The 17,468-nt window shown below is 70.4% G+C and carries 18 protein-coding genes; 9 read left to right on the forward strand and 9 right to left on the reverse strand.

Features of this window, described 5'->3' with window-relative positions:
* The first annotated feature begins 269 nt into the window (after positions 1 to 269).
* Positions 270 to 605 carry a hypothetical protein gene (locus tag ACPXB1_RS15300; protein WP_425735437.1) on the forward strand — a complete coding sequence of 112 codons (336 nt, stop codon included), beginning with the start codon at positions 270 to 272 and terminating at the stop codon, positions 603 to 605.
* A 47-nt stretch (positions 606 to 652) separates the two neighbouring features.
* Here ACPXB1_RS15300 and ACPXB1_RS15305 read toward each other — a convergent pair whose 3' ends face one another.
* Entirely contained in the window at positions 653 to 1,210 is a 558-nt protein-coding gene (locus ACPXB1_RS15305) for a GNAT family N-acetyltransferase (protein WP_355596370.1), read from the reverse strand.
* A 214-nt stretch (positions 1,211 to 1,424) separates the two neighbouring features.
* Here ACPXB1_RS15305 and ACPXB1_RS15310 point away from each other — a divergent pair, with 214 nt between their 5' ends.
* The gene (locus ACPXB1_RS15310) at positions 1,425 to 2,006 is read left to right on the forward strand and encodes a hypothetical protein (protein WP_355596368.1); all 582 of its coding nucleotides are present in this window, start codon (positions 1,425 to 1,427) and stop codon (positions 2,004 to 2,006) included.
* A gap of 68 nt (positions 2,007 to 2,074) precedes the next feature.
* On the opposite strand, the gene ACPXB1_RS15315 is transcribed toward ACPXB1_RS15310, so the two are convergent.
* Positions 2,075 to 3,283 (reverse strand): PucR family transcriptional regulator, encoded by a 1,209-nt coding sequence (locus ACPXB1_RS15315; protein ID WP_355596366.1) that lies wholly within the window; start codon positions 3,281 to 3,283, stop codon positions 2,075 to 2,077.
* A 162-nt stretch (positions 3,284 to 3,445) separates the two neighbouring features.
* On the opposite strand from ACPXB1_RS15315, the gene ACPXB1_RS15320 reads away from it, so the two are divergent.
* Positions 3,446 to 4,096 carry a hypothetical protein gene (locus ACPXB1_RS15320; protein WP_355596364.1) on the forward strand — a complete coding sequence of 217 codons (651 nt, stop codon included), beginning with the start codon at positions 3,446 to 3,448 and terminating at the stop codon, positions 4,094 to 4,096.
* Here ACPXB1_RS15320 and ACPXB1_RS15325 read toward each other — a convergent pair.
* From ACPXB1_RS15325 to ACPXB1_RS15350, 6 genes are all read right to left on the reverse strand, one after another.
* Positions 4,093 to 4,785, reverse strand: coding sequence for an HAD family hydrolase (locus ACPXB1_RS15325; protein ID WP_355596362.1), 693 nt, complete (start codon positions 4,783 to 4,785; stop codon positions 4,093 to 4,095). The two genes, ACPXB1_RS15320 and ACPXB1_RS15325, sit on opposite strands and share 4 nt — an antisense overlap.
* A gap of 182 nt (positions 4,786 to 4,967) precedes the next feature.
* On the reverse strand, positions 4,968 to 6,215 hold the full coding sequence (locus ACPXB1_RS15330; protein WP_425735438.1) for an MFS transporter: 1,248 nt from the start codon (positions 6,213 to 6,215) through the stop codon (positions 4,968 to 4,970).
* A gap of 131 nt (positions 6,216 to 6,346) precedes the next feature.
* On the reverse strand, positions 6,347 to 6,970 hold the full coding sequence (locus ACPXB1_RS15335) for an RNA polymerase sigma factor (RefSeq protein WP_355596358.1): 624 nt from the start codon (positions 6,968 to 6,970) through the stop codon (positions 6,347 to 6,349).
* Positions 6,967 to 7,218, reverse strand: coding sequence for an anti-sigma factor family protein (locus ACPXB1_RS15340; protein ID WP_355596357.1), 252 nt, complete (start codon positions 7,216 to 7,218; stop codon positions 6,967 to 6,969). Before ACPXB1_RS15340 ends, ACPXB1_RS15335 begins: the two co-directional genes overlap by 4 nt.
* Before the next feature lie 160 nt (positions 7,219 to 7,378).
* The gene (locus ACPXB1_RS15345) at positions 7,379 to 8,836 is read right to left on the reverse strand and encodes a lactonase family protein (protein ID WP_425735439.1); all 1,458 of its coding nucleotides are present in this window, start codon (positions 8,834 to 8,836) and stop codon (positions 7,379 to 7,381) included.
* A 128-nt stretch (positions 8,837 to 8,964) separates the two neighbouring features.
* A complete protein-coding gene (locus tag ACPXB1_RS15350; RefSeq protein WP_355596353.1) occupies positions 8,965 to 9,777 on the reverse strand; it encodes an AfsR/SARP family transcriptional regulator in 813 nt (270 codons plus the stop codon).
* A gap of 530 nt (positions 9,778 to 10,307) precedes the next feature.
* Here ACPXB1_RS15350 and ACPXB1_RS15355 point away from each other — a divergent pair.
* From ACPXB1_RS15355 to ACPXB1_RS15375, 5 genes are all read left to right on the forward strand, one after another.
* The gene (locus tag ACPXB1_RS15355; RefSeq protein ID WP_355596351.1) at positions 10,308 to 11,135 is read left to right on the forward strand and encodes a hypothetical protein; all 828 of its coding nucleotides are present in this window, start codon (positions 10,308 to 10,310) and stop codon (positions 11,133 to 11,135) included.
* Between the two features lie 75 nt (positions 11,136 to 11,210).
* Positions 11,211 to 12,782 (forward strand): hypothetical protein, encoded by a 1,572-nt coding sequence (locus ACPXB1_RS15360; protein WP_355596349.1) that lies wholly within the window; start codon positions 11,211 to 11,213, stop codon positions 12,780 to 12,782.
* Positions 12,783 to 12,833: 51 nt separating this feature from the next.
* Positions 12,834 to 13,268, forward strand: coding sequence for a hypothetical protein (locus ACPXB1_RS15365; protein ID WP_355596428.1), 435 nt, complete (start codon positions 12,834 to 12,836; stop codon positions 13,266 to 13,268).
* Positions 13,265 to 14,680: an FHA domain-containing protein gene (locus ACPXB1_RS15370; RefSeq protein ID WP_425735440.1), complete on the forward strand. Its 1,416-nt coding sequence runs from the start codon at positions 13,265 to 13,267 to the stop codon at positions 14,678 to 14,680. The genes ACPXB1_RS15365 and ACPXB1_RS15370 overlap by 4 nt, the downstream gene beginning before the upstream one ends.
* A 30-nt stretch (positions 14,681 to 14,710) precedes the next feature.
* On the forward strand, positions 14,711 to 16,042 hold the full coding sequence (locus ACPXB1_RS15375) for a cation:proton antiporter (RefSeq protein ID WP_355596345.1): 1,332 nt from the start codon (positions 14,711 to 14,713) through the stop codon (positions 16,040 to 16,042).
* On the opposite strand, the gene ACPXB1_RS15380 is transcribed toward ACPXB1_RS15375, so the two are convergent.
* Positions 15,969 to 16,928, reverse strand: coding sequence for a helix-turn-helix transcriptional regulator (locus ACPXB1_RS15380; protein WP_355596343.1), 960 nt, complete (start codon positions 16,926 to 16,928; stop codon positions 15,969 to 15,971). The two genes, ACPXB1_RS15375 and ACPXB1_RS15380, sit on opposite strands and share 74 nt — an antisense overlap.
* A gap of 330 nt (positions 16,929 to 17,258) precedes the next feature.
* Here ACPXB1_RS15380 and ACPXB1_RS15385 point away from each other — a divergent pair, with 330 nt between their 5' ends.
* Entirely contained in the window at positions 17,259 to 17,453 is a 195-nt protein-coding gene (locus tag ACPXB1_RS15385; RefSeq protein ID WP_355596341.1) for a hypothetical protein, read from the forward strand.
* The last annotated feature ends 15 nt before the right edge of the window (positions 17,454 to 17,468 follow it).

Raw genomic sequence — 17,468 nt, forward strand, 5'->3', positions numbered from 1 at the left:
AAGTCAGCAAGACGAGGCGCACTACCCAATGGCGGGCGACCCACGACGGCCTCCGGCCAGCAGCCGATGACACGGGACGACATTGGCCGAGCCTCGACCAGTAGGTAGATCGACGTTCACACCGAAGAGGTCGCTGGTCGGTGCCAGCATCGCCCACGCAGGTCGAAGGCCACTTCGCGGATTTGGAGGTGGCCTTTCTGCTGCCGTACACCAGCTGAGTACCGCAACCATTGTCGTTTTGTGCGGGTGCTACCGGGAGGGTGGTGAACGTGGCCGACGTGCTGAGGATCCAGGACCTTCGCGCGGTGTCCGGAAGGCTGCTGGACGCAGTGGAGGAGCGGTTCGGAGCGGATATCGACGTGTCCCGCGCCGGTGTCGACCTTTACTGGAACGTCGACCTGCGGACCGCGTTCGAGGTGAGTAGCGACCCGGCAGCGGGGATCGACGTCGGGCAGACCAGCGACGACCTTTCCGAACTGCGTGCGCTGTTGCGCGGCCCGGCGGACGGCATGCCGGTGCTCTGGCACGACCTTCAACACCTCGCCGGAGTCCTACGGCTGTTGGCCTATCTCGACCTGTCAGGTGCCGGAGAGGGTCAGAGCTGAAGCCAGCGGATGCGACCGGTATCCGTCCAGCCTGGGCCAGGCCACGGTCATGCTTCTCGAGGATGAGGGCCTCGGATCCTGGAGAAGACCACCGCGTCAGCGCGACGGCCGGGAAACGACAGGAAGCTGCGCAGCACACCTTCCTGCTCGAAGGCGGCCGCGGTGAGAACCCGCCGGGACGCCTCGTTGTCCGGCTCCACCCACGCCTCCACCCGCTCCATGCCCGCGATGTCCAACGCCCATGACGACACCATGCTCACGGCACGAGTGGTGATTCCTCGCCCCCGCGCCGACGGGATGAGCCAGTAGCCGAGACCAGCCACTTCCGGCTGCGGCCGAAGCATGAGCACGATTGAACCGAGCGCTTGATCAGTTACCGCATCAGCAATCGCAAGCGAGACGCCCTCACCGTTGGCGACTCGACTCCACTGCCGAGCGATGAACGCCCGTCCTGCGTCGACCGAGAACACTCCCGGAACCGTCGTGGCCTCGACAATTCGAGGATCCTGGGCTGCGGCCCGTACACAGTCCAGATCGTCCTCCCGCCACCGGCGAAGACGAGCAGGCCCATCGACAAGATCAACAGCAGGGTACGTCAACGGCACCGAACCAAGCTATGCCACAAGCCGCCCTCGGTAGTCCCCGCCGACGCCGCCGGTCTGCGGGGGGCGGTTGTGCGGCATGACAAGGCAGGCGCCGATCAAGGTGCAGGTTTGCGATCGTTCACGAAGACGCCGGCACGCCTTTCGCTGAATAGTTTCCCCACCATGGTTTCCGATTCCCCTGCCACTTCGGGGGAACGATTTGTAGGAGGGGAAGATGCTCAGACGTCGCGTGCTCGGCATCGGGCTTGCCGCACTGCTGGCAGTCTCCATTTCCGCCGTTGCTTCTCCGGCCAGTGCAGCAGGGTCTGCAATGGCTGACGGGACGATCCCCCAGGCGGTGCTCGATGCGGCGGAGGCTCTGGCCGGAAAGCAGGCCGCAGCGGTAACACCTACGTTCAGCCGGGCGCCGTCCAGTCGTGTCGCGGCAGCCGCCGAGAATGTGATCACCTGCAGCGCACGGGCCCAGTATCCACATGCGTCGACCGGCGGTAACGGCATCCCCGGCAGCCTCGACGGCAAGGCGGATTCGTGGTGTGACCAGGTCATTCCCTACATCGGTGCTCAGGTCGAGCTGTACCAGTACGTCCCGGGCAGCGGCTTCTTCCTGGTGTCGGTCGGAAGCCTGAATTCGGGTCCCGGGAACAAGACGTACACCGGTGTCGCCTTCACGATCTGCCAAGCTGTGCCGAACTATTACGTCACCAGGGGCATCCACACCTACACTGCTCCCGGCGGCTACTACCCCCCGTCAGCGAGGCTGGAAACGCAGTCGCCCATCGTGCAGGTCAGCTGCTGAGGCGTACGCACTATGAACCGGCCGACCACCGCAGTGCCAGCGGGGGTCGGCCGGCTACGCCGACCTCGTCATGTCTCCCGCAGCCGGTCGGCGAACGTCCAGGCGACCGCGGCGGTCAGGATCCGCACGCCGCGGGTCGAGGCGGGACGCAGCCCGATCAGCTCATGTACGCGCCGTAGGCGATAGTCGAGCGTGCGGGTGTGGACGCCCAGCGCCCGTGCCGTCGCCGGTCGGGACATGTCGTGCAGGTAGTACGCGTCGAGGGTGCGGATCAGGTCCGGGCCGGCCTCGAGACGGGTGACGAGTTCCCGCAGCCAACTGTCCATGTGTGGCGAGTGGACGGCTCCGAGTTCGACGAACCTGTCCGCGACGGTGTAGAGGTGCTGAGGTCTGCGCTCCGCCGACGTCAGTCGGCTGATCTGTCGAGCCTGGTCCAGCACACCGGCCAACTGGCCCACCGCTCCGACGGCCGCGCCGGCAGCGCACCGACGGCCGGAGCCCACGGCGACGCCACGGACCAGCTCCAGGGTGCGATCCGCCACCGGACCGTGGACGCCACCGTCGACGAGCCATGCCGACGTGGCCGCCGGTGCGTCGACCGATGCCGGCGTGGCCAGTACCAACTCCGCCGGCCCGAGCCAGGACATCGGGATCCGCCAGGACGCCAGGGCCGTCGCGACGATGCGTTTCCGCTTCGGGGCGGCCAGGCCCGGCGGATCGAAGCGAACGACCGTCACCAGCCACCGATGCCCGAGACGTACGCCGGCCGCCCGAGCGATGCCGATCGGCGGTGGTTCGTCGGCCAGCAGCGACCGCGCGAGCAACTGGACCTGAGCCGACATCGACCAGGTCTGTGCGACGCCACCGAGGTAACCGTCCAGGTAGGCGCAGCGGGCTCGGCTGCCCTCCCGCCCGAGCCAGTTGGCCATGTGGAGCACGTCCTCGGTGTTGGCCGGAGCCGCGGTCTCCACCACATCGCGCAGCATCAGTGCGGTATGCGTGCTGAGCGCCTGCCGCTGTGACGCCAGCGAGAGCCGATCCTCGCCTCGTCGTCGGCCGACGTCGCCGATGGCCGCCAGATCGTCCTCGTCGAGCGGCGTGTCGTCCCGTACGCGCTCCAGACTCACCCGTCTGATGAAACGCGCGAAGTCGAGCATGTGCGCGAGTTGCTCCGGTGACGGCGACGCGTACTCGGGCACCTCTCGCTGGTAGGTGTTGACGGCACGCAGGGCATTTACGTCAATCCGCCGCTGGAGCGCCATGATCAGATCCGGCACGACACCTCCTGTAAGGGACGTCGAACGCCTTTCGATTGATGTTCGCCGATCGTATCGTCGCGCCCTGAGTCAATCGGCGACTTGGCGACGGCGGCGTCCACGCATGCGGATTCGAGTGCGTGCGCCTGCGGCACGATGCTCTCGATCAGCTAAGTTGCCGGCGTGGATATTCAGGTGCTGGAAGGTGCGCTCATTGAGGTGCCGACGGCCGATGTCAGCGGCATGGACCGGCGGGCGTTCGGTGAGTTCGTGGGGCCGCGTGGGGAGTTGGCCTCGTACGCGTTCGGCTGGTCCACCGGCTCGGACCCGCACGTAGCCCGTCTGTCCGTCGGGATCGGTGCCGGCAATCCTGGCGGTGGCACCTTCCACGCCGTCATCTTCGCCAACGAGGACGGTCACGCGTTCTCGCTCATCGACGAGCCGTTCGAGCGGGTCCCGCAGGGCGGTCCGGACCTGACCGCGGACCAGTCGCGTGCCCACGAGGACCTGCCGTTCGTCTGGTGGGTCACCGACCAGGTCATGCAGCGCGATCGGCGTGCCTGGTGGATGCGGCACTGGCTGCTCGGCACGGTCTGTCTTCAAACCCCTGAGGTCTTCGAACGCCGTGAGCCTGTTCTGTTCGTCAGCCACGACGCGGACGACGGAGTGTGGCAATTGATCGGAGCCACCGACGCGAGCGGCAGCAACGGCAAAGTCGGGCACCTGCACCATGCCGTCGACGAGGACCCCAGCCTGATCGACGTTCTTGACCTGCCGCCCGGTGGCAGCGCGGTACGGGCTGACGTCGGAAAACCCTGGACCGGAGAGGTCTAGCCTCGATCAGGCAACCGGGAACTGCCAACGCGCCGGGCCAGCCCGACCAGGACCGCGTCCAGGTACAGCTCCGCGGCACTGGGCAGCAGCAGGTCCGCGGCCGTGAAGCGGGCGTGGTCCGCATGCGGGTTCGGCACTGCCACGCAGCGCAGCCCGGCCGCGTGCGCCGCCGCCACGCCGTGCGGGGTGTCCTCGAATGCGATCGCCTCCTGCGCCTGCACCCCGAGCCGGTCCAGCGCCAGCAGGTAGACGGCCGGATCCGGCTTGTGCGCGGCCACCTCCTCGCCGGTCACCAGCACCTCGAACCGCGCCCGCAGCCCGGTCCGATCGAGCATCGCCCCCACGTGGGTGACCGGGGAACTGCTCGCCACCGCGAGCCGCAGCCCCAGCTCCGCGGCCCGGTCCAGCCAGCCGACGATCCCCGGTGCCGGCTCCAGCGCCGCGTTCAGTTCCGCCCGGTACGCCATCCGCAGCGCGTGACTGGACTCGCGGTCGTAGGCCGGCCCGACCGTTGCGGCGAGCGCCGCGTAACGCGGCTCGTTCGCGTCGCCGCCATGGTCGGCGAAGAAGCCGGCCGGATCGAGTTCCAGGCCATGCCGCCGCCACTCCCAACGCCAGCTGTCCAGCAGCGTCGTCTCCGTGTCCATCAGCAGGCCGTCGAAGTCGAAGATGAGCGCCTTGACCGTCATCACGGCAGTATCCCAATCCAGCGTCCGTGGGTTCGGGACATACCGGGCACCAACATGAGGCCCCGGCCAGCAGGAAGCCGGCCAGGGCCTCGATGTCTGTCCATAGGGTTTGAATCGTCCCCCGAAACCCGGCACGCCCTCCGCCGCACCCCGGCACGCCGCCGATGCCCGGCGGGCGCGGGTCAGGGCGTCGGCGCGGGGTGCGTGGCCGGGATTCGAGTCAGCCGGGACTCGGCGACGGTGCCCACCACTGTGAGACCGGCGGCGAGGAGCGCGCAGGCCGCCAACGCGACGTGCGGCCCGACCGAGGCCAGCAGCGGCGCCACCACCAGGCCGGCCAGGCCGAAGCCGATGCCGCCTGCGGCGTACAGACCGGAGAACCCGGCGGACCACTGCGACTCGGGCAGCATCTGCTGCAATCCGGCACCTCGGGCGGTGAGCGCCGGGGTGCTGGCGAAACCCCCGACCAGCAGCAGCGCGATCACCAGCGGCACCGTGCCGGCCACGGCGGCGGCCAGCACCATCGCGCACAGGACGAGGATCAGCACTGTGGTCTGGCTGTGGTAGCTGGCCGGCCAGCGCCGTCCGCCGTAGACGATGCCACCGGCGATGCCGGCCACGGCGAAACCGCCCAGGGCCAGGCCGGACAGGTCGGCGTCGCCACCGAGGCGCTCCAGCAGCGCCGGGAGCGCCGTGTACGCGGCACCCACCGTCAGCAGCACCGCGGCCTCGTGCGTCATCGCCGGCCAGGACAGCCGCCAGACACTGTCCCCGTGCCCCGGGTCGGTCGCCGCCCGGCCCGGGTCCACAAGGGCTCCGGCGACAAGCACGCCGACGCCGGCGACACCGGCCGTGACCGCCAGCGACACCGCGGGGCCGCCGAGGAACGCCAGCGCGCCGATGACGGCCGGCCCGACCGCCCACATCAGGGCGGTCATCGATGCCTCCAGGCCCAACGCGGAGTGCTGGCTCTCCTGCGACACGCTGCGCACCACAAGCGCCCGCAGTCCACCGTGTGCACCCGAGGCGACAGCGCCAGCCAGCGCGGCGAGGACCACCATGCCGATCACGACCACGGCGCCGTCGAGCACCCGGGACACCCCGACCAGGGCCAGCAGGGCGACCGCCTGGACAGCTAGGACGAGCCGCAGCTCCGGCCCTGCCGGCCGGCGGTCGAAGCGGCGGCCCATCACCCCGGCCGCCGCCGCCTCGGCGAGGGCGAACGCACCGGCGAGCAGAGCACCTACCGAGAAGGAACCTGTCACCTCGCGCCCCAGCAGCACCAGCGCCAGCGGTGCCATCGCGATCGGAAGGCGCTGGCAGACCACTGCCGCGAACCACGCGGCCATCCCCGGGCTGCGCAGGACCGACAGGTAGCCCGACGGGCGGCCCTGCGGCCGGTCGTCGGTCGTCTCCTTGGTCAACGTCATGGCTGCACCTCTCGCAGAGCGGGCACGTCCCGGCGGACGGGCACCGGGCGCACGGACGGTTCACATGTCCGTCCAGTGGCGTGCGGAGGCCCCGGCGTTACACCGGCCGGCGCGATTCTCGCCGGTGCCGCTCAGCTGGCAGGGCTGCTCTGCCGCTCCAGGTACGACTCGACCGTCTGCCGTACCCGCGAACGGGCGCGGTGCAGCAGGACACGCTGGTGGCCCTCGCTGATCTCCATCAGCTCGCAGACCTCGGTGCTGGTCCACCCCTCCACGTCGCGCATGGTGATCACCTCACGCTGTCCGGGGCTCAACCGGCGTACGGCGTCGCCGAGCAGTTCGCGTAGTTCCCCGGCGAGGAGCAGGTCCTCGGGCTGGCGGCCCCACCGTCGGGGCGGCGCACTCCAGTGCCCGGCGTTCGGCCCGGAGGACATGAAGCGGTCCGGGTCCACGCTCGGCCCGCCGTCCGCGCCCGGCAGGCCGGACATCGGGACACTGCGGGACTCCTGCCCGGCGCGACGCCGGGCAATGTTGAGCAGGATGCGGCATATCCAGGTGCGCAGTGACGCCCGGCCCTCGAACCCGTCTATCCCCTGCAGGACTGCCAGCCAGGTTTCCTGCACGACCTCCTCGGCGTCGGCGGTGCTGCGTACGTGCAGCAGGGCCAGCCGCATCATCGTCGCCTGGTGTGCCCGGACGAGGTCCCGGAACGCGTCCTCGTCACCGGCGAGCAGGCCCGCCAGGTCGACAGTCACTGTTCCGCCCTCGTGCCGTTCCACTCGCGGAACGTTTGGACGATGGCGGACTCGACAGCGACGGGCAACCGGTGCCCGGGCGCGGACCGCAGCAGCCGCACCGTGGACTGCATCTGGTCGAGGTACGCGTCGCAGCCGTCGCAGCACAGCAGGTGGGCGCGGAAGCTCTCCAGCTCGTCTGGCGGCAGCGTGCCCTCCAGGTAGTCGGTGATGGACTCGACCATCTGGGCGCAGGTCAACTCGTGCATGGGGCACTCCTCGGCGGGGCCGTGATATCGCACGTATTCGTCGTCGTTCGACGATACGTGATCGCCTCGTCGCTCCCGTCCTCCTGGAGGCGACGTCGGACCCGCGTGAGGACCGGCTGTCGAGCCGGTCCCCACGCGGTCGGTGGAAGGTGGACCACGGTCAGATGACCGCGATGCCCATCGGGTCGCCCTCGCCGCCCTCGCCGAAGACCTCCAGGTCGAACACCCGGTGATCCTCGACGTAGGCCAGCGAACCGTCCTGGTTGGCCTTGAACACCGTGAGCGTTCCCTCGAAGGAGTTCAGCTGGTAGAGGTAGCGGCTGTCCGAGCTGAGGGCGAGGTCGGTCGCCCCGGTCGGCACGTGGTCGTTCTTGCGGTCCTTGCCGTCCTCGGCCGACGCCGACTCGTGCAGCAGCTTCGGCACGCCGTCGGTGACCGAGAAGCTGGAGATAGTACCGTCGCCGAACGGGCTGGACGCGTACGCCAGCGACTCGTCGCCGTTGACCACGACCCAGCAGGTGTCGGTCTGCTTGTTGAACACCGACTCGCTGCTGGCCTCGAGGCCGCCGTTTTCGTCGAAGGTGTACGAGGCCACCGCCGAGGCGTTGTCGTTGGCGAAGCCGCCGAACTGCTCGGTGGTGAGCACGGTGCCGCTGCGGGTGACCGCGAAGCCGAACGGGCCGCGCCCGGTCGCGTCCTGCACCCGCTTGCGCCCCGGCGTACCGTCCTGGCGGACCTGGAAGGTGACCACCGTTCCCTCGTCGTCGTCGACCTCGCTGTCGGCGTGCGCCGGCAGCTTGGCCAGGCGCTCGGTCACCAGCAGCGACCGGCCGTCGGCACTGAAGGACACCTGGGCGCAGCCGGAGTGCGCCTGCCCGGACAGTTGCCTCGTGGAGTTCTTCACCGGCGTCAGCTCGCCTCCGCTGGACACCGAGAAACCGGTGATCTCGGGACGGGCGCCGCTGGTGCAGTTTTCCAGGACGTTGGTGTCCTCGTCGAAGAGGTGGTTGGCGGTCTCGCCGCTGTTGAGCACGTACAGCAGGCCGTTGTTCACCGTCAGGCTGACCGGCTTCTGCCCGCCGGACGGCACTTCCTCGACCAGTTCCAGGCTGTCGGCGTTGATCTGGAAGACCGAGATGGTGCTGCTTCCGGCGTTCGGCACGAACAGCAGCCGGCGCTGGTCGATGAGCATGTTCGGCGAGGCCTCGCCCTCGGCGCTGCCCACCACCAGCGCGTTGGCGCTGTCCTCGAAGCTGCCGCTGCCGGTGCCGCCGGTCGGGAAGCGCTCGACCTCGGTGAGCTTGCCGTCGGAGGCCCGGGAGAAGGCGACCACCTCGTTGCCGTCCTCCGCGTTGGACATCAGGAACACGGCGCCCCTGCGCAGGTCGGTCTTGCCCTTGGCGGCCTTGCGGGTGTCCGTGGCGGCGGCGTCGGTGCCCTCGTCGGCGTTCACCACGTGCGGCATGGTGATCAGCCCGGCGAGCGCCGCGCTGAGGAACACGGCCGTCACGGCCAGGGCGCTTCGGTTGCCGGTGCGTCGACCGGTCTCCGGGTCGCGGTGCCGGCCGCCCGGCGCCGACCAGGGGTTCCGGGTCGCGTGCTTTGCGCGGTGTCTCATCCGAGTCTCCTTTGCTTTGCGCTGTGTCGCGTCGTCGGTCGGTCGTGCGTGCGTGCCGTCCTCCACTCTCGGCGGGTGGTGTCACCGGGCCGTGGCACTCGCGGCGTCGTGGCGTCGCCGTGAGGCACTCAGGCGGCGTTGACCAGCTGGCCGATCTCGGGGGAGGGGTTGAGTCCCAGCTCGTCGCGGAGGGTTCGGCGGTAGTGCAGGTAGTGCTGCACCGCCTCGTTGCGGTTGCCCTCGGCGAGGTAGACCCGGATCAACTTGCCGTGTGCGCTTTCCCGGAACGGGTCGGCGTGCACCACGGCCAGGACGGCGTCGGCGGCCTGGCCGAAGCGGCCGTGCTGGAGCAGCCGGTCGCACAGCGCCTCCAGACAGTGCAGCCGCAGGCTGCGGTAGCGCTGCTGCTCCGGTCGCAGCCACGCGTGGTCCCACTCCGGTAGCAGGTCCCGGTGCATCGACTCGATGGTGGGCCAGCGGGCCGGCAGCCGGGTGGGGTCGTCGAGCAGGGCGGTGGCGAACTCGGCGACCTCGGTCGCGTCGACCGACACCGAGGGCGAGAGCCGGATGGTGTGGGAGGTCGCCTCCACCACCCGACCGGCGCAGACCTGGTTGAGTCGGTACAGGGCGGTCCGCAGGTTCGCCTGCGCCCGCTGGTCGGTCACGTCGGGCCAGAGCACGCCGGCGGCGGTGGCGCGGGCCAGCGGGTGCTGCCGCAGGGCCAGGAGGGCGAGCAGCCGCTGGGCGGCGGCACCGACCGGGATGCGCCGGCCGCCGCAGTGCAGTTCGAAGGCGCCCAGCAGCTGCAGGCGGGCGGTGCGGTCGTCCGCGTCTGCTGTCCGCGCAACAGTGCGGCGCAGGGGGACGACGTTGTCGGCGTACGTGGGGCTCGCTTCGGTCGTCGTAGGGTTATGGATGGGCTGCGGGGCGGAGTGGCGCATGGAGACCTCCGGTCGACGGGCACGGGAACACCGTCATCGGTGTGACGAAGGTGCATCGGTCGCTGCGGAATGCGCGGCGCGGGGACGGCGATCGGATGGTCAGCGATGTGCGGACCGACCGGGGTTTGGAACTTCCATAGCGTTGCCGTCGCCATCCACCGTGCAACCCGCTGTCGTTACCGTCAACGGATACCGCTCGCCGAGGCGGCACCCGCTGCCGAACTCTCCGCATCGTCTCGTGTCCGGAGGAGCCGGTTATCGAGGCTTTGGCCGCCCGACGAGACCGTCGGTTCGGTGGCGTAGAGTGACGCCAACCTCCATTCGAGCCGGCGTCCGGCGCCGAAATCCTTGGCTATATCTTTCCGTGGTTACAGGCACAATCACGCCATGGCGTATACCGGCCAATGGTTGTCGGTAAGCCAATCCTCAGCGTTTCGTGTCATTGTTCGAGACACGCACTCCATAGTCGGTGACGAATCCGCGCCTCGGCCGTGCCCGCGACCCCGGCGACAGGTCGGAAGGAGGTCGACATGGTGTTCGACTGGTACGGAGCGGGCCCCCCTCCCGCCTCCGACACTCCCGCCGTCGGCTGGACCGCGCTCGAATGGGACCTGTGGTCGGCCCGGCGCTACTGGTGCGCCGGGGCGGGCCGCCGCGGCCCGGTCACGACGGAAGCCGCCGCCACCGTCGCCGGGGACGCCGCTGGCCGCTGGCTGCCCGCCGACCCGCCGGCCCGACCGGATGCCCTGGCCGCGCTGACCGCCGCCGAGGCGGACCGGCACGACGTCGCGAGCGAGCCGGTGCCGGCCGGCCGCCTCGCGTACCTGCTCGGGGGGTTGTCCGCGTTGACCGGTCTCGGGTCGGTCCTGGATCCGTTCGTGGTCACGATGGACGTGCCCGGGCTGCCGCAAGGACTGTGGCGGTGCCGGTCCGCCGCCCGCGGGCCAACGGCCGGCGTCCGCCTGGTCCCCGTCCGGGCACCGGCCCAGTGGCCGCTGCGGGTGGTCCGGCGGGTGACGCCGGACGCGTTCGGCCACGGCGTCGCCCCGGCCCTGGTCCTCTGGCGGGTCACCTGGCCCGACGTGCTGGACCCGTACCAGGCCGGCGCGCTCCTGGATGTCTACCGCGACCTCGGCGCGGCGCACCTCGCGGCGCGCCTGCTGGCCCGGGAGGCGGCGCTTGTCGGCACGCCAACGCAGGTCCTACCCGCCGACGTCGACCTGCGCGACGTGGACTGGCCGCCGGAGAGGTGGGGCGTCGTCGGAGGTTTCGTCGTCGGCGTCGGCCCACGGCGTCGGCCCACGCAGGCCCGCGACTGTGACGCCGTACCGACGGTCGAGCGACGCCGGTCGACCTAACGTCCCCGGGTAGCAGGCGACACCGGCGGTCCGAGCCGTCCGGTCGTCGTACCGGCTACCGAGGAGGCGAATCCGGTGAAACTGAGCGAGGGGACCCTGCTTACCGAGACCAGGGTCTACGACGACCTGGGCCGGCTACCCGGTCCGCAGGACCTGCCGGCGGACCTGGAGGCCAGTGACTGGTGGAGCGACGAAATGGTACGCGACGCCGGGTTGCCGGTGACCGACGTGCCGTTCGTCTCCGTCGGCGGCGGGATCGGCAGTTTCGTGACCGTCGACTACCTGCGGATCGCCGGCGTGCCGACGCGCGACATCCGGGTGCTGTCCAACCTGGACCGACCGTGGCGCACCTACGAGTACCTGACCCGGGTGTCGCAGATTCCGCGCGGCGAGCGGATCCGTTCCGACTCCGCGTCGCGTCCGGACAACGTGTGGGGCTTTCCGTCGTACGCCATGACCGAGGCGTTCCGTACCCGCAGCCCACGCGCGCTGTGGCAGGTGCTGCGGGAGCCGGTCTTCGCGGACTTCTACACCCCCCGCCTGGGCATGGTGCTGACCGGTCTGGAGCGGGAGGCCACCCGGATCCGGTACTGGGACATGCTGGACACCGGTCAGGTCCGCACCGTACGGCGGCGTTGGGGCGGCGGCTACTTCACAGTCCTGGCGGTCAACGAGCCCGGCAGGCCGTCGCGGGTGGTGGCCTACCGCTCCTGGTTCGTGCATCTCGCGGTGGGCTACGCCGGGTTGAAGTTCCTGCCCGAGCTGCGGCAGTTCCGGGACACCTCGGACTTCCACCGGGTCGTCAACGCCTACGAGGACCACGAGCACGTCTACACAGCGCTGCGCCAGCGGACCGGTCGCGTGCTGATCCGCGGCTCCGGCATCGTCGCCTCCCGTGTGCTGGAACGGCTGATCAGCGAACGGAAGCGGCACGGGCTGCAGACCGAGATCGTGCACCTCTTCCGCACCTACGTGGAGGGCGCGCACGGCCCGCACCCGTGGTCCCGGCGTGCCGGCGGCGACGGCTTCGCCTACCAGGGCTTCAACTATCCGAAGTCGGTGTGGGGTGGCCAGCTCAAGGCGCGGGCGCGGCGCAGCGAGGGGCGGGACCGGGCGCGGATCTACGCCGAGATCGGCGGCACCAACACGGCCTACCGCAGGCACTGGCAGCGGCAGCTGCGGGAGGGCAAGAACGGCGGATGGTACCGGTCGGTGGCCGGCACGATGGGCGAGCTCCGGCAGGGCCCCGACGGCCGGCTGCGGGCGTACGTCGACTCCGAGTCCAGCCGGGTGGAGCTGTGCGCCGACTACGTCATCGACTGCACCGGCCTGGACGGTGACATCACCTCCCACCGGGTCATCAACGACCTGCTCCGGCACGCCAACGCCGGCCGCAACCCGATCGGTCGGCTCGACGTGTCCCGGGCGTTCGAGGTGCGCGGCGCGGCCAGCGGTGACGGCCGGATCTACGCCTCCGGAGCGGCCACCCTGGGCGGCTACTTCCCGGGTGTGGACACCTTCCTCGGGCTTCAGATCGCCGCCCAGGAGATCCAGGAGGACCTGGCCCGGCAGGGGTTCGGCAATCGGATCGGCCCGGCCCGCTCACTGCGCGAATGGTGGCGCTGGCTGCGCGACCGGCCGATCTGACCGGTCGGCTACCCCAGGCCGTCCGGAGTCGACGAGAGAAAGGGGAGCGTGATGGTACCGACATTGCTCGGTCGTATTCAGACCCGGTTGTTCCTGCTGGCGGTGGTCGGCGGGCTGGTCACCCTGGTCCTGGCGCCGGTCCTGCCGATCCCCGGTGGGTGGGGTGACCACTACCGGGAGACGTTCATCGTGCTCGCCACCGTCGCCGTCCTCGGCGTGGCCTGGGAGTGCGTCTACCACCTGCTCATGCAGTGGCGCTGGGAGAAGGACTGGCCCACCCTCTTCGCGCTGGTCACCCTTGTGCCGGAGGGCGTGCTGGTCTGGCTGCTGCTGCGGGCCGGACACGTACCCGGCGCCGGGCCGCCCGTACTCGCGGCGTTCCTCTGGCACTTCACGCTGGTCTGGATCGCGGTCTGGCTGGTCGCCCAGGGGCCGATGCGGGTGCCGTTCATCCGATGGCGTTTCCACGGTGGGAGGTTGCTGTGACCACGATCGACATCAACAGCGTACGGCCGGTGCTCCGCCCGGTGCCCGGCGACGGGATCCTGGCCAGGCAGGGCGACCTCGTCCTGCTCTGCGATGCCAGCGCCGAATGGGCCCCGCAGGTCACCCGTCTGCTGGACACCCTCGGCGAGGTGGCCGCCCGCGGTGACGGCCGGGACCTGTGCCGCCGGCTGACGCACCTGCTCAGCGACGACGGCGACAACGGCGCCTACCCGGCGCTGTGTGCCTTCGGACCGTGCTCCGACGGCTGGGCCGTGCTGGTGCACGGCCGTGCCCTGGCCACGCTCTCCGGGCCGGTGGGCCCGATCCACCTGGACGGCCGCGAGTCGGTCACCTGCGTCAACCGGCTGGTGGATCCGGACGTCACCCTGACCAGCGTCCGGCTGGGCGAGGAGGTGACCGACCGCGACGCCGACGACTGGAGTGTGTTGCAGTCCGGGGTGATCAGAGCCGGTGGCGTCCTGGCCGCCGACACCGCGCCGACCGCGCCGACCGCGCCGCCGGTCGGCCCGTTGCTGAACGTGCCGCCCACGCCGCCGGTGGGACCGCTGCTCGACATGCCTCCGTCGGCGGACACCGGTCACCCGGAACAGTGCGGCTGCGCGGCGTGCGTCGCCGCGTCGGTGTCCGCCGCCCGCACCGGGCACTGTGCCTGCGCGGCCTGCCTGCCCCCGACGGACCGGCCGTCGGCTCCGCCTCCCGTGCCGGCGCCCTCGCCTCCCGTGCCGGCGCCCCCGCCTCCCGTGCCGGCGCCCTCGCTTCCCGTGCCGTCGCCCTCGCCGGCCGGACCGGATGCGTCACCGGTGTCCGCGCCGCCGGTGTCCGCGTCGGACGCGCCGTCGGTGCTGATACACCCGATCTCCGCGCCGCCGGTTACCGGACCGGCCGCGTCGCCGTCGCCCGCCGGCCCGCACGCCCCACCGAGGCCGACAGTGCTGGGCGTACGCTGCCGCGACGGCCACCTGAACGACCCGCGCGCGCCGTACTGCGGCACCTGTGGGCTGTCCAACGCCAACGGAAGCCTGGACCCGGAGCCGGGGCCGCGGCCGCCGCTCGGTGTGCTGACCTTCGACGACGGCTCCACCTATCCGCTGGACCGGGGATACCTGCTGGGCCGGGCGCCGGACGGGCGCGACGGCGCCGAGACGGGCTGCGAGCCGCTGGCGGTCGACGACCGGCAGGCGTCGGTGTCCCGGGTGCACGCCCGCATCGACATCGACGGCTGGGACGTCCGGCTTACCGACAACGGGTCCACGAACGGCACCTTCGTGTGGGCCGAGGAGCGCAACCAGTGGGACCGGCTGCGGCCGGGCGTACCGGTGGTTGTCACTCCGGGCACCTGGCTGCGGATCGGCCTGCGCACCCTGCGGTACCACTCGCATCGCGGCATCTGACACCCCCTGCGGCGGAAGTGAGGACGATCCATGAGCGAGGGCGTGGTCATTTTCCTGGTGGACCTGGCGATCATCGTCGCGGCGGCCCGGCTGCTCGGGCAGGCGGCGATCCGGTTGCGACAACCACGGGTAGTGGGCGAGATCCTGGCCGGTGTGCTGCTCGGCCCCACCCTGCTGGGCGGCTTCAGCGACTGGTTGTTCCCGGCATCCGCGCGGTCCGCCCTGGGCGCGCTGTCGACAGTGGGGCTGGTGCTGTTCGTATTCCTGGTCGGCTACGAGTTGGACCGAAGGATGCTGCGGGCCAGCGGACGCCAGGCGGTGGTGGTGGCGCTCGGCGCGCTGGCGGTGCCGGTGGTGCTGGGCGTCGCCCTCGGCTGGTGGCTGGTACGCCGGCATGGTGCGGCGGATCCGTCGGCGACGGCGCTGTTCATCGGGGTTGCGGTGGCCGTCACCGCCTTCCCTGTGCTCGCCCGGATCGTGACCGAGCACGGCCTGCAGCGTGTACGGGCCGGCAACCTGTCGCTGGCGGCGGCGGCCGTCGACGACGTGCTGGCCTGGGGCCTGCTCTACGCGGTGATCGCCTACGCGGGGGCGCAGGGGCAGCACATGTGGCGGCTGGCGCTTGCCGTGCCGTACGTGCTGGCCCACCTCTATCTGGTGCGGCCGATGCTGCGGCGTCTGCTGGGCCGCGCGGGAGCCGGCAACGGTGCCCTCGCCGCAGTGCTGGCCGGCCTCCTGGTGTCCTGCGCGGCGGCCGAGTGGATCGGGGCGCACTACATCTTCGGCGCCTTCCTGTTCGGCGCGATGATGCCGCGCGAGGGGATGTCGGAGGCGCGGGAGCAGATCGTCGCCCGGTTGGAGCCGGTCAACAACATGCTGCTGGTGCCGGTCTTCTTCGCCGTCGCCGGGCTCAACGTGGACCTGTCCCGGATGCGGCCGGACGTGCTGGGCGAACTCGCCCTCGTGGTGGCCGTGGCAGTTGTCGCGAAGGTGCTGGGCACCTATCCGACGGCCCGGCTCGGTGGGCTCGGCCCGCGGGAGGCGCTCACCGTGTCCACGTTGATGAACACCCGCGGTCTGACCGAGATCGTGGTGCTCACCGTCGGTCTCCAGGTGGGCCTGATCGACCAGTTGGTGTTCTCGGTCATGGTGGCGATGGCGCTGCTCACCACGATCATGACCGGTCCGGCGCTGTGGGCGCTCGGGGTGCGGCGGGACAAGGCCGAGCCGGGCATCGTCACCCGACCGGAGGCGCCGGGGAGGCATCTCACCCTGGCGTCGCCGGGGGTCAGTCGACCCAGCCGGCCTGCGCCGCCCGGACGCCGGCCTGAAAGCGGCTCTGCACGCCGAGACGCCGCATGAGGTCGCTGACGGTCCGGGAGACGGTCCGTACGGAGACGCCGATGGCCCTGGCTATCTGTTCGTCCTTCATGCCCACCGACAGCAACCGGAGCACTGTGTGTTCCTGATCGGTGAGCTGGTTGGCGGGCTGGTCGTTGGTGCCGCCGGTGAGCGGCTTCGAGTCCTGCCAGCAGTGCTCGAAGACGCAGACCAGCGAACGGACCATCACCTCGCCGTCGATGGCGATCGCCCCCGCCTGGCCCTGCGTCGGGTCCAGCGGGATCAGCGCCCGCCGCGTGTCGCAGATGATCATGCGGATGGGCAGCGTGGTCGTGGTCCGGATCTCGTAGCCGACGGTGATCAGTTCACGAAGGTAGGTGGCGACGAACGGGGTGGTGGTCAGTTGTTTCACGTAGAGGGCCCGCAAGCTCAGGCCGCGTTCGCCCAGGCGCCGGTCCCGGGCCAGGCCCTCCCGCAGGAGGTGCTCCTGTGGGAGAGGGCCCGGGTGCATGGACAGCATCTCCTCCCTGCCCAGGTCGGTCATCATGTCCAGCGTCTCCGCCACCCGCGCCAGGTCCTCGATGACCTCGAATTCCAGGTCCAGCCGGGGGCCGGGACCGAGGGGGAGGAACCGATCGACGATACGTTCCAGCGACTCGCTGGTGGCGGCGATGGTGTCCCGGTACCGCGTGAGCGTCGCGCGGTCCCGTTCCAGCACCCGGACGATGGCGATCTCCGGTGATACGACAGTCGCCACGCGCGGATCGTCGCGGCCTGCGGTCACCAGTCCGAGTCGATTGAGTTCCCGCAGTCCGGCATCGTGCTCCTCGGCGGACAGACCCAATACGTCGGCCGCCTGACGGACCGATCCGGATCCGAACCGGAAAGCCTGCTTGTAAATCGCCACGGCAATTTCCTCGGCCTGTCTGCCTGCCGGCGACGGACCACCGTCTTCCGCCATGCCCACGTCCCGTCTGTCGGTACTCCTAGTAGTGCTCAAAGTCCCGACGCCCGCAAGTCTCACCAGCGTCGGGCACGTCCGTCTAAATCGGACTGTCGGTGCAATTTGCCTGCGACTACGGGGGGCAGTTGGTTGCATCGTCGGGGCGACGCGTACACGCCACGGCGTGTTCACGTACCGTCCCGGCCCTTCCGTGTGAACGGGCGGTATCGCCAGGATGGGATGAGCAAAGTAGGCGACGGTTCGTCGTCGGTCAATGAGTCTGGGGGAGTCAAAATGAGCAACTCGATCAATGTGTGGGTCGTCATCCACCTGGCTTTGGCGCTGGCCCTCGTCGCGGACGGGCTTTTTGCGCAGCCTTCCGCCAAGGCGATGTATGCGGATAACGGCCAGATAACGACCGCAGTGTCGACCGGGCATGCCGGCGACGATTCCGGGCCCGGAACGGCGAGCGGCGTCTGGTGCTGCTGAGGGCCAGCGAGGGCG

This window comes from Micromonospora sp. DT68 (assembly GCF_049847245.1).
GTDB classification, from domain to species: Bacteria; Actinomycetota; Actinomycetes; order Mycobacteriales; family Micromonosporaceae; genus Micromonospora; species Micromonospora profundi.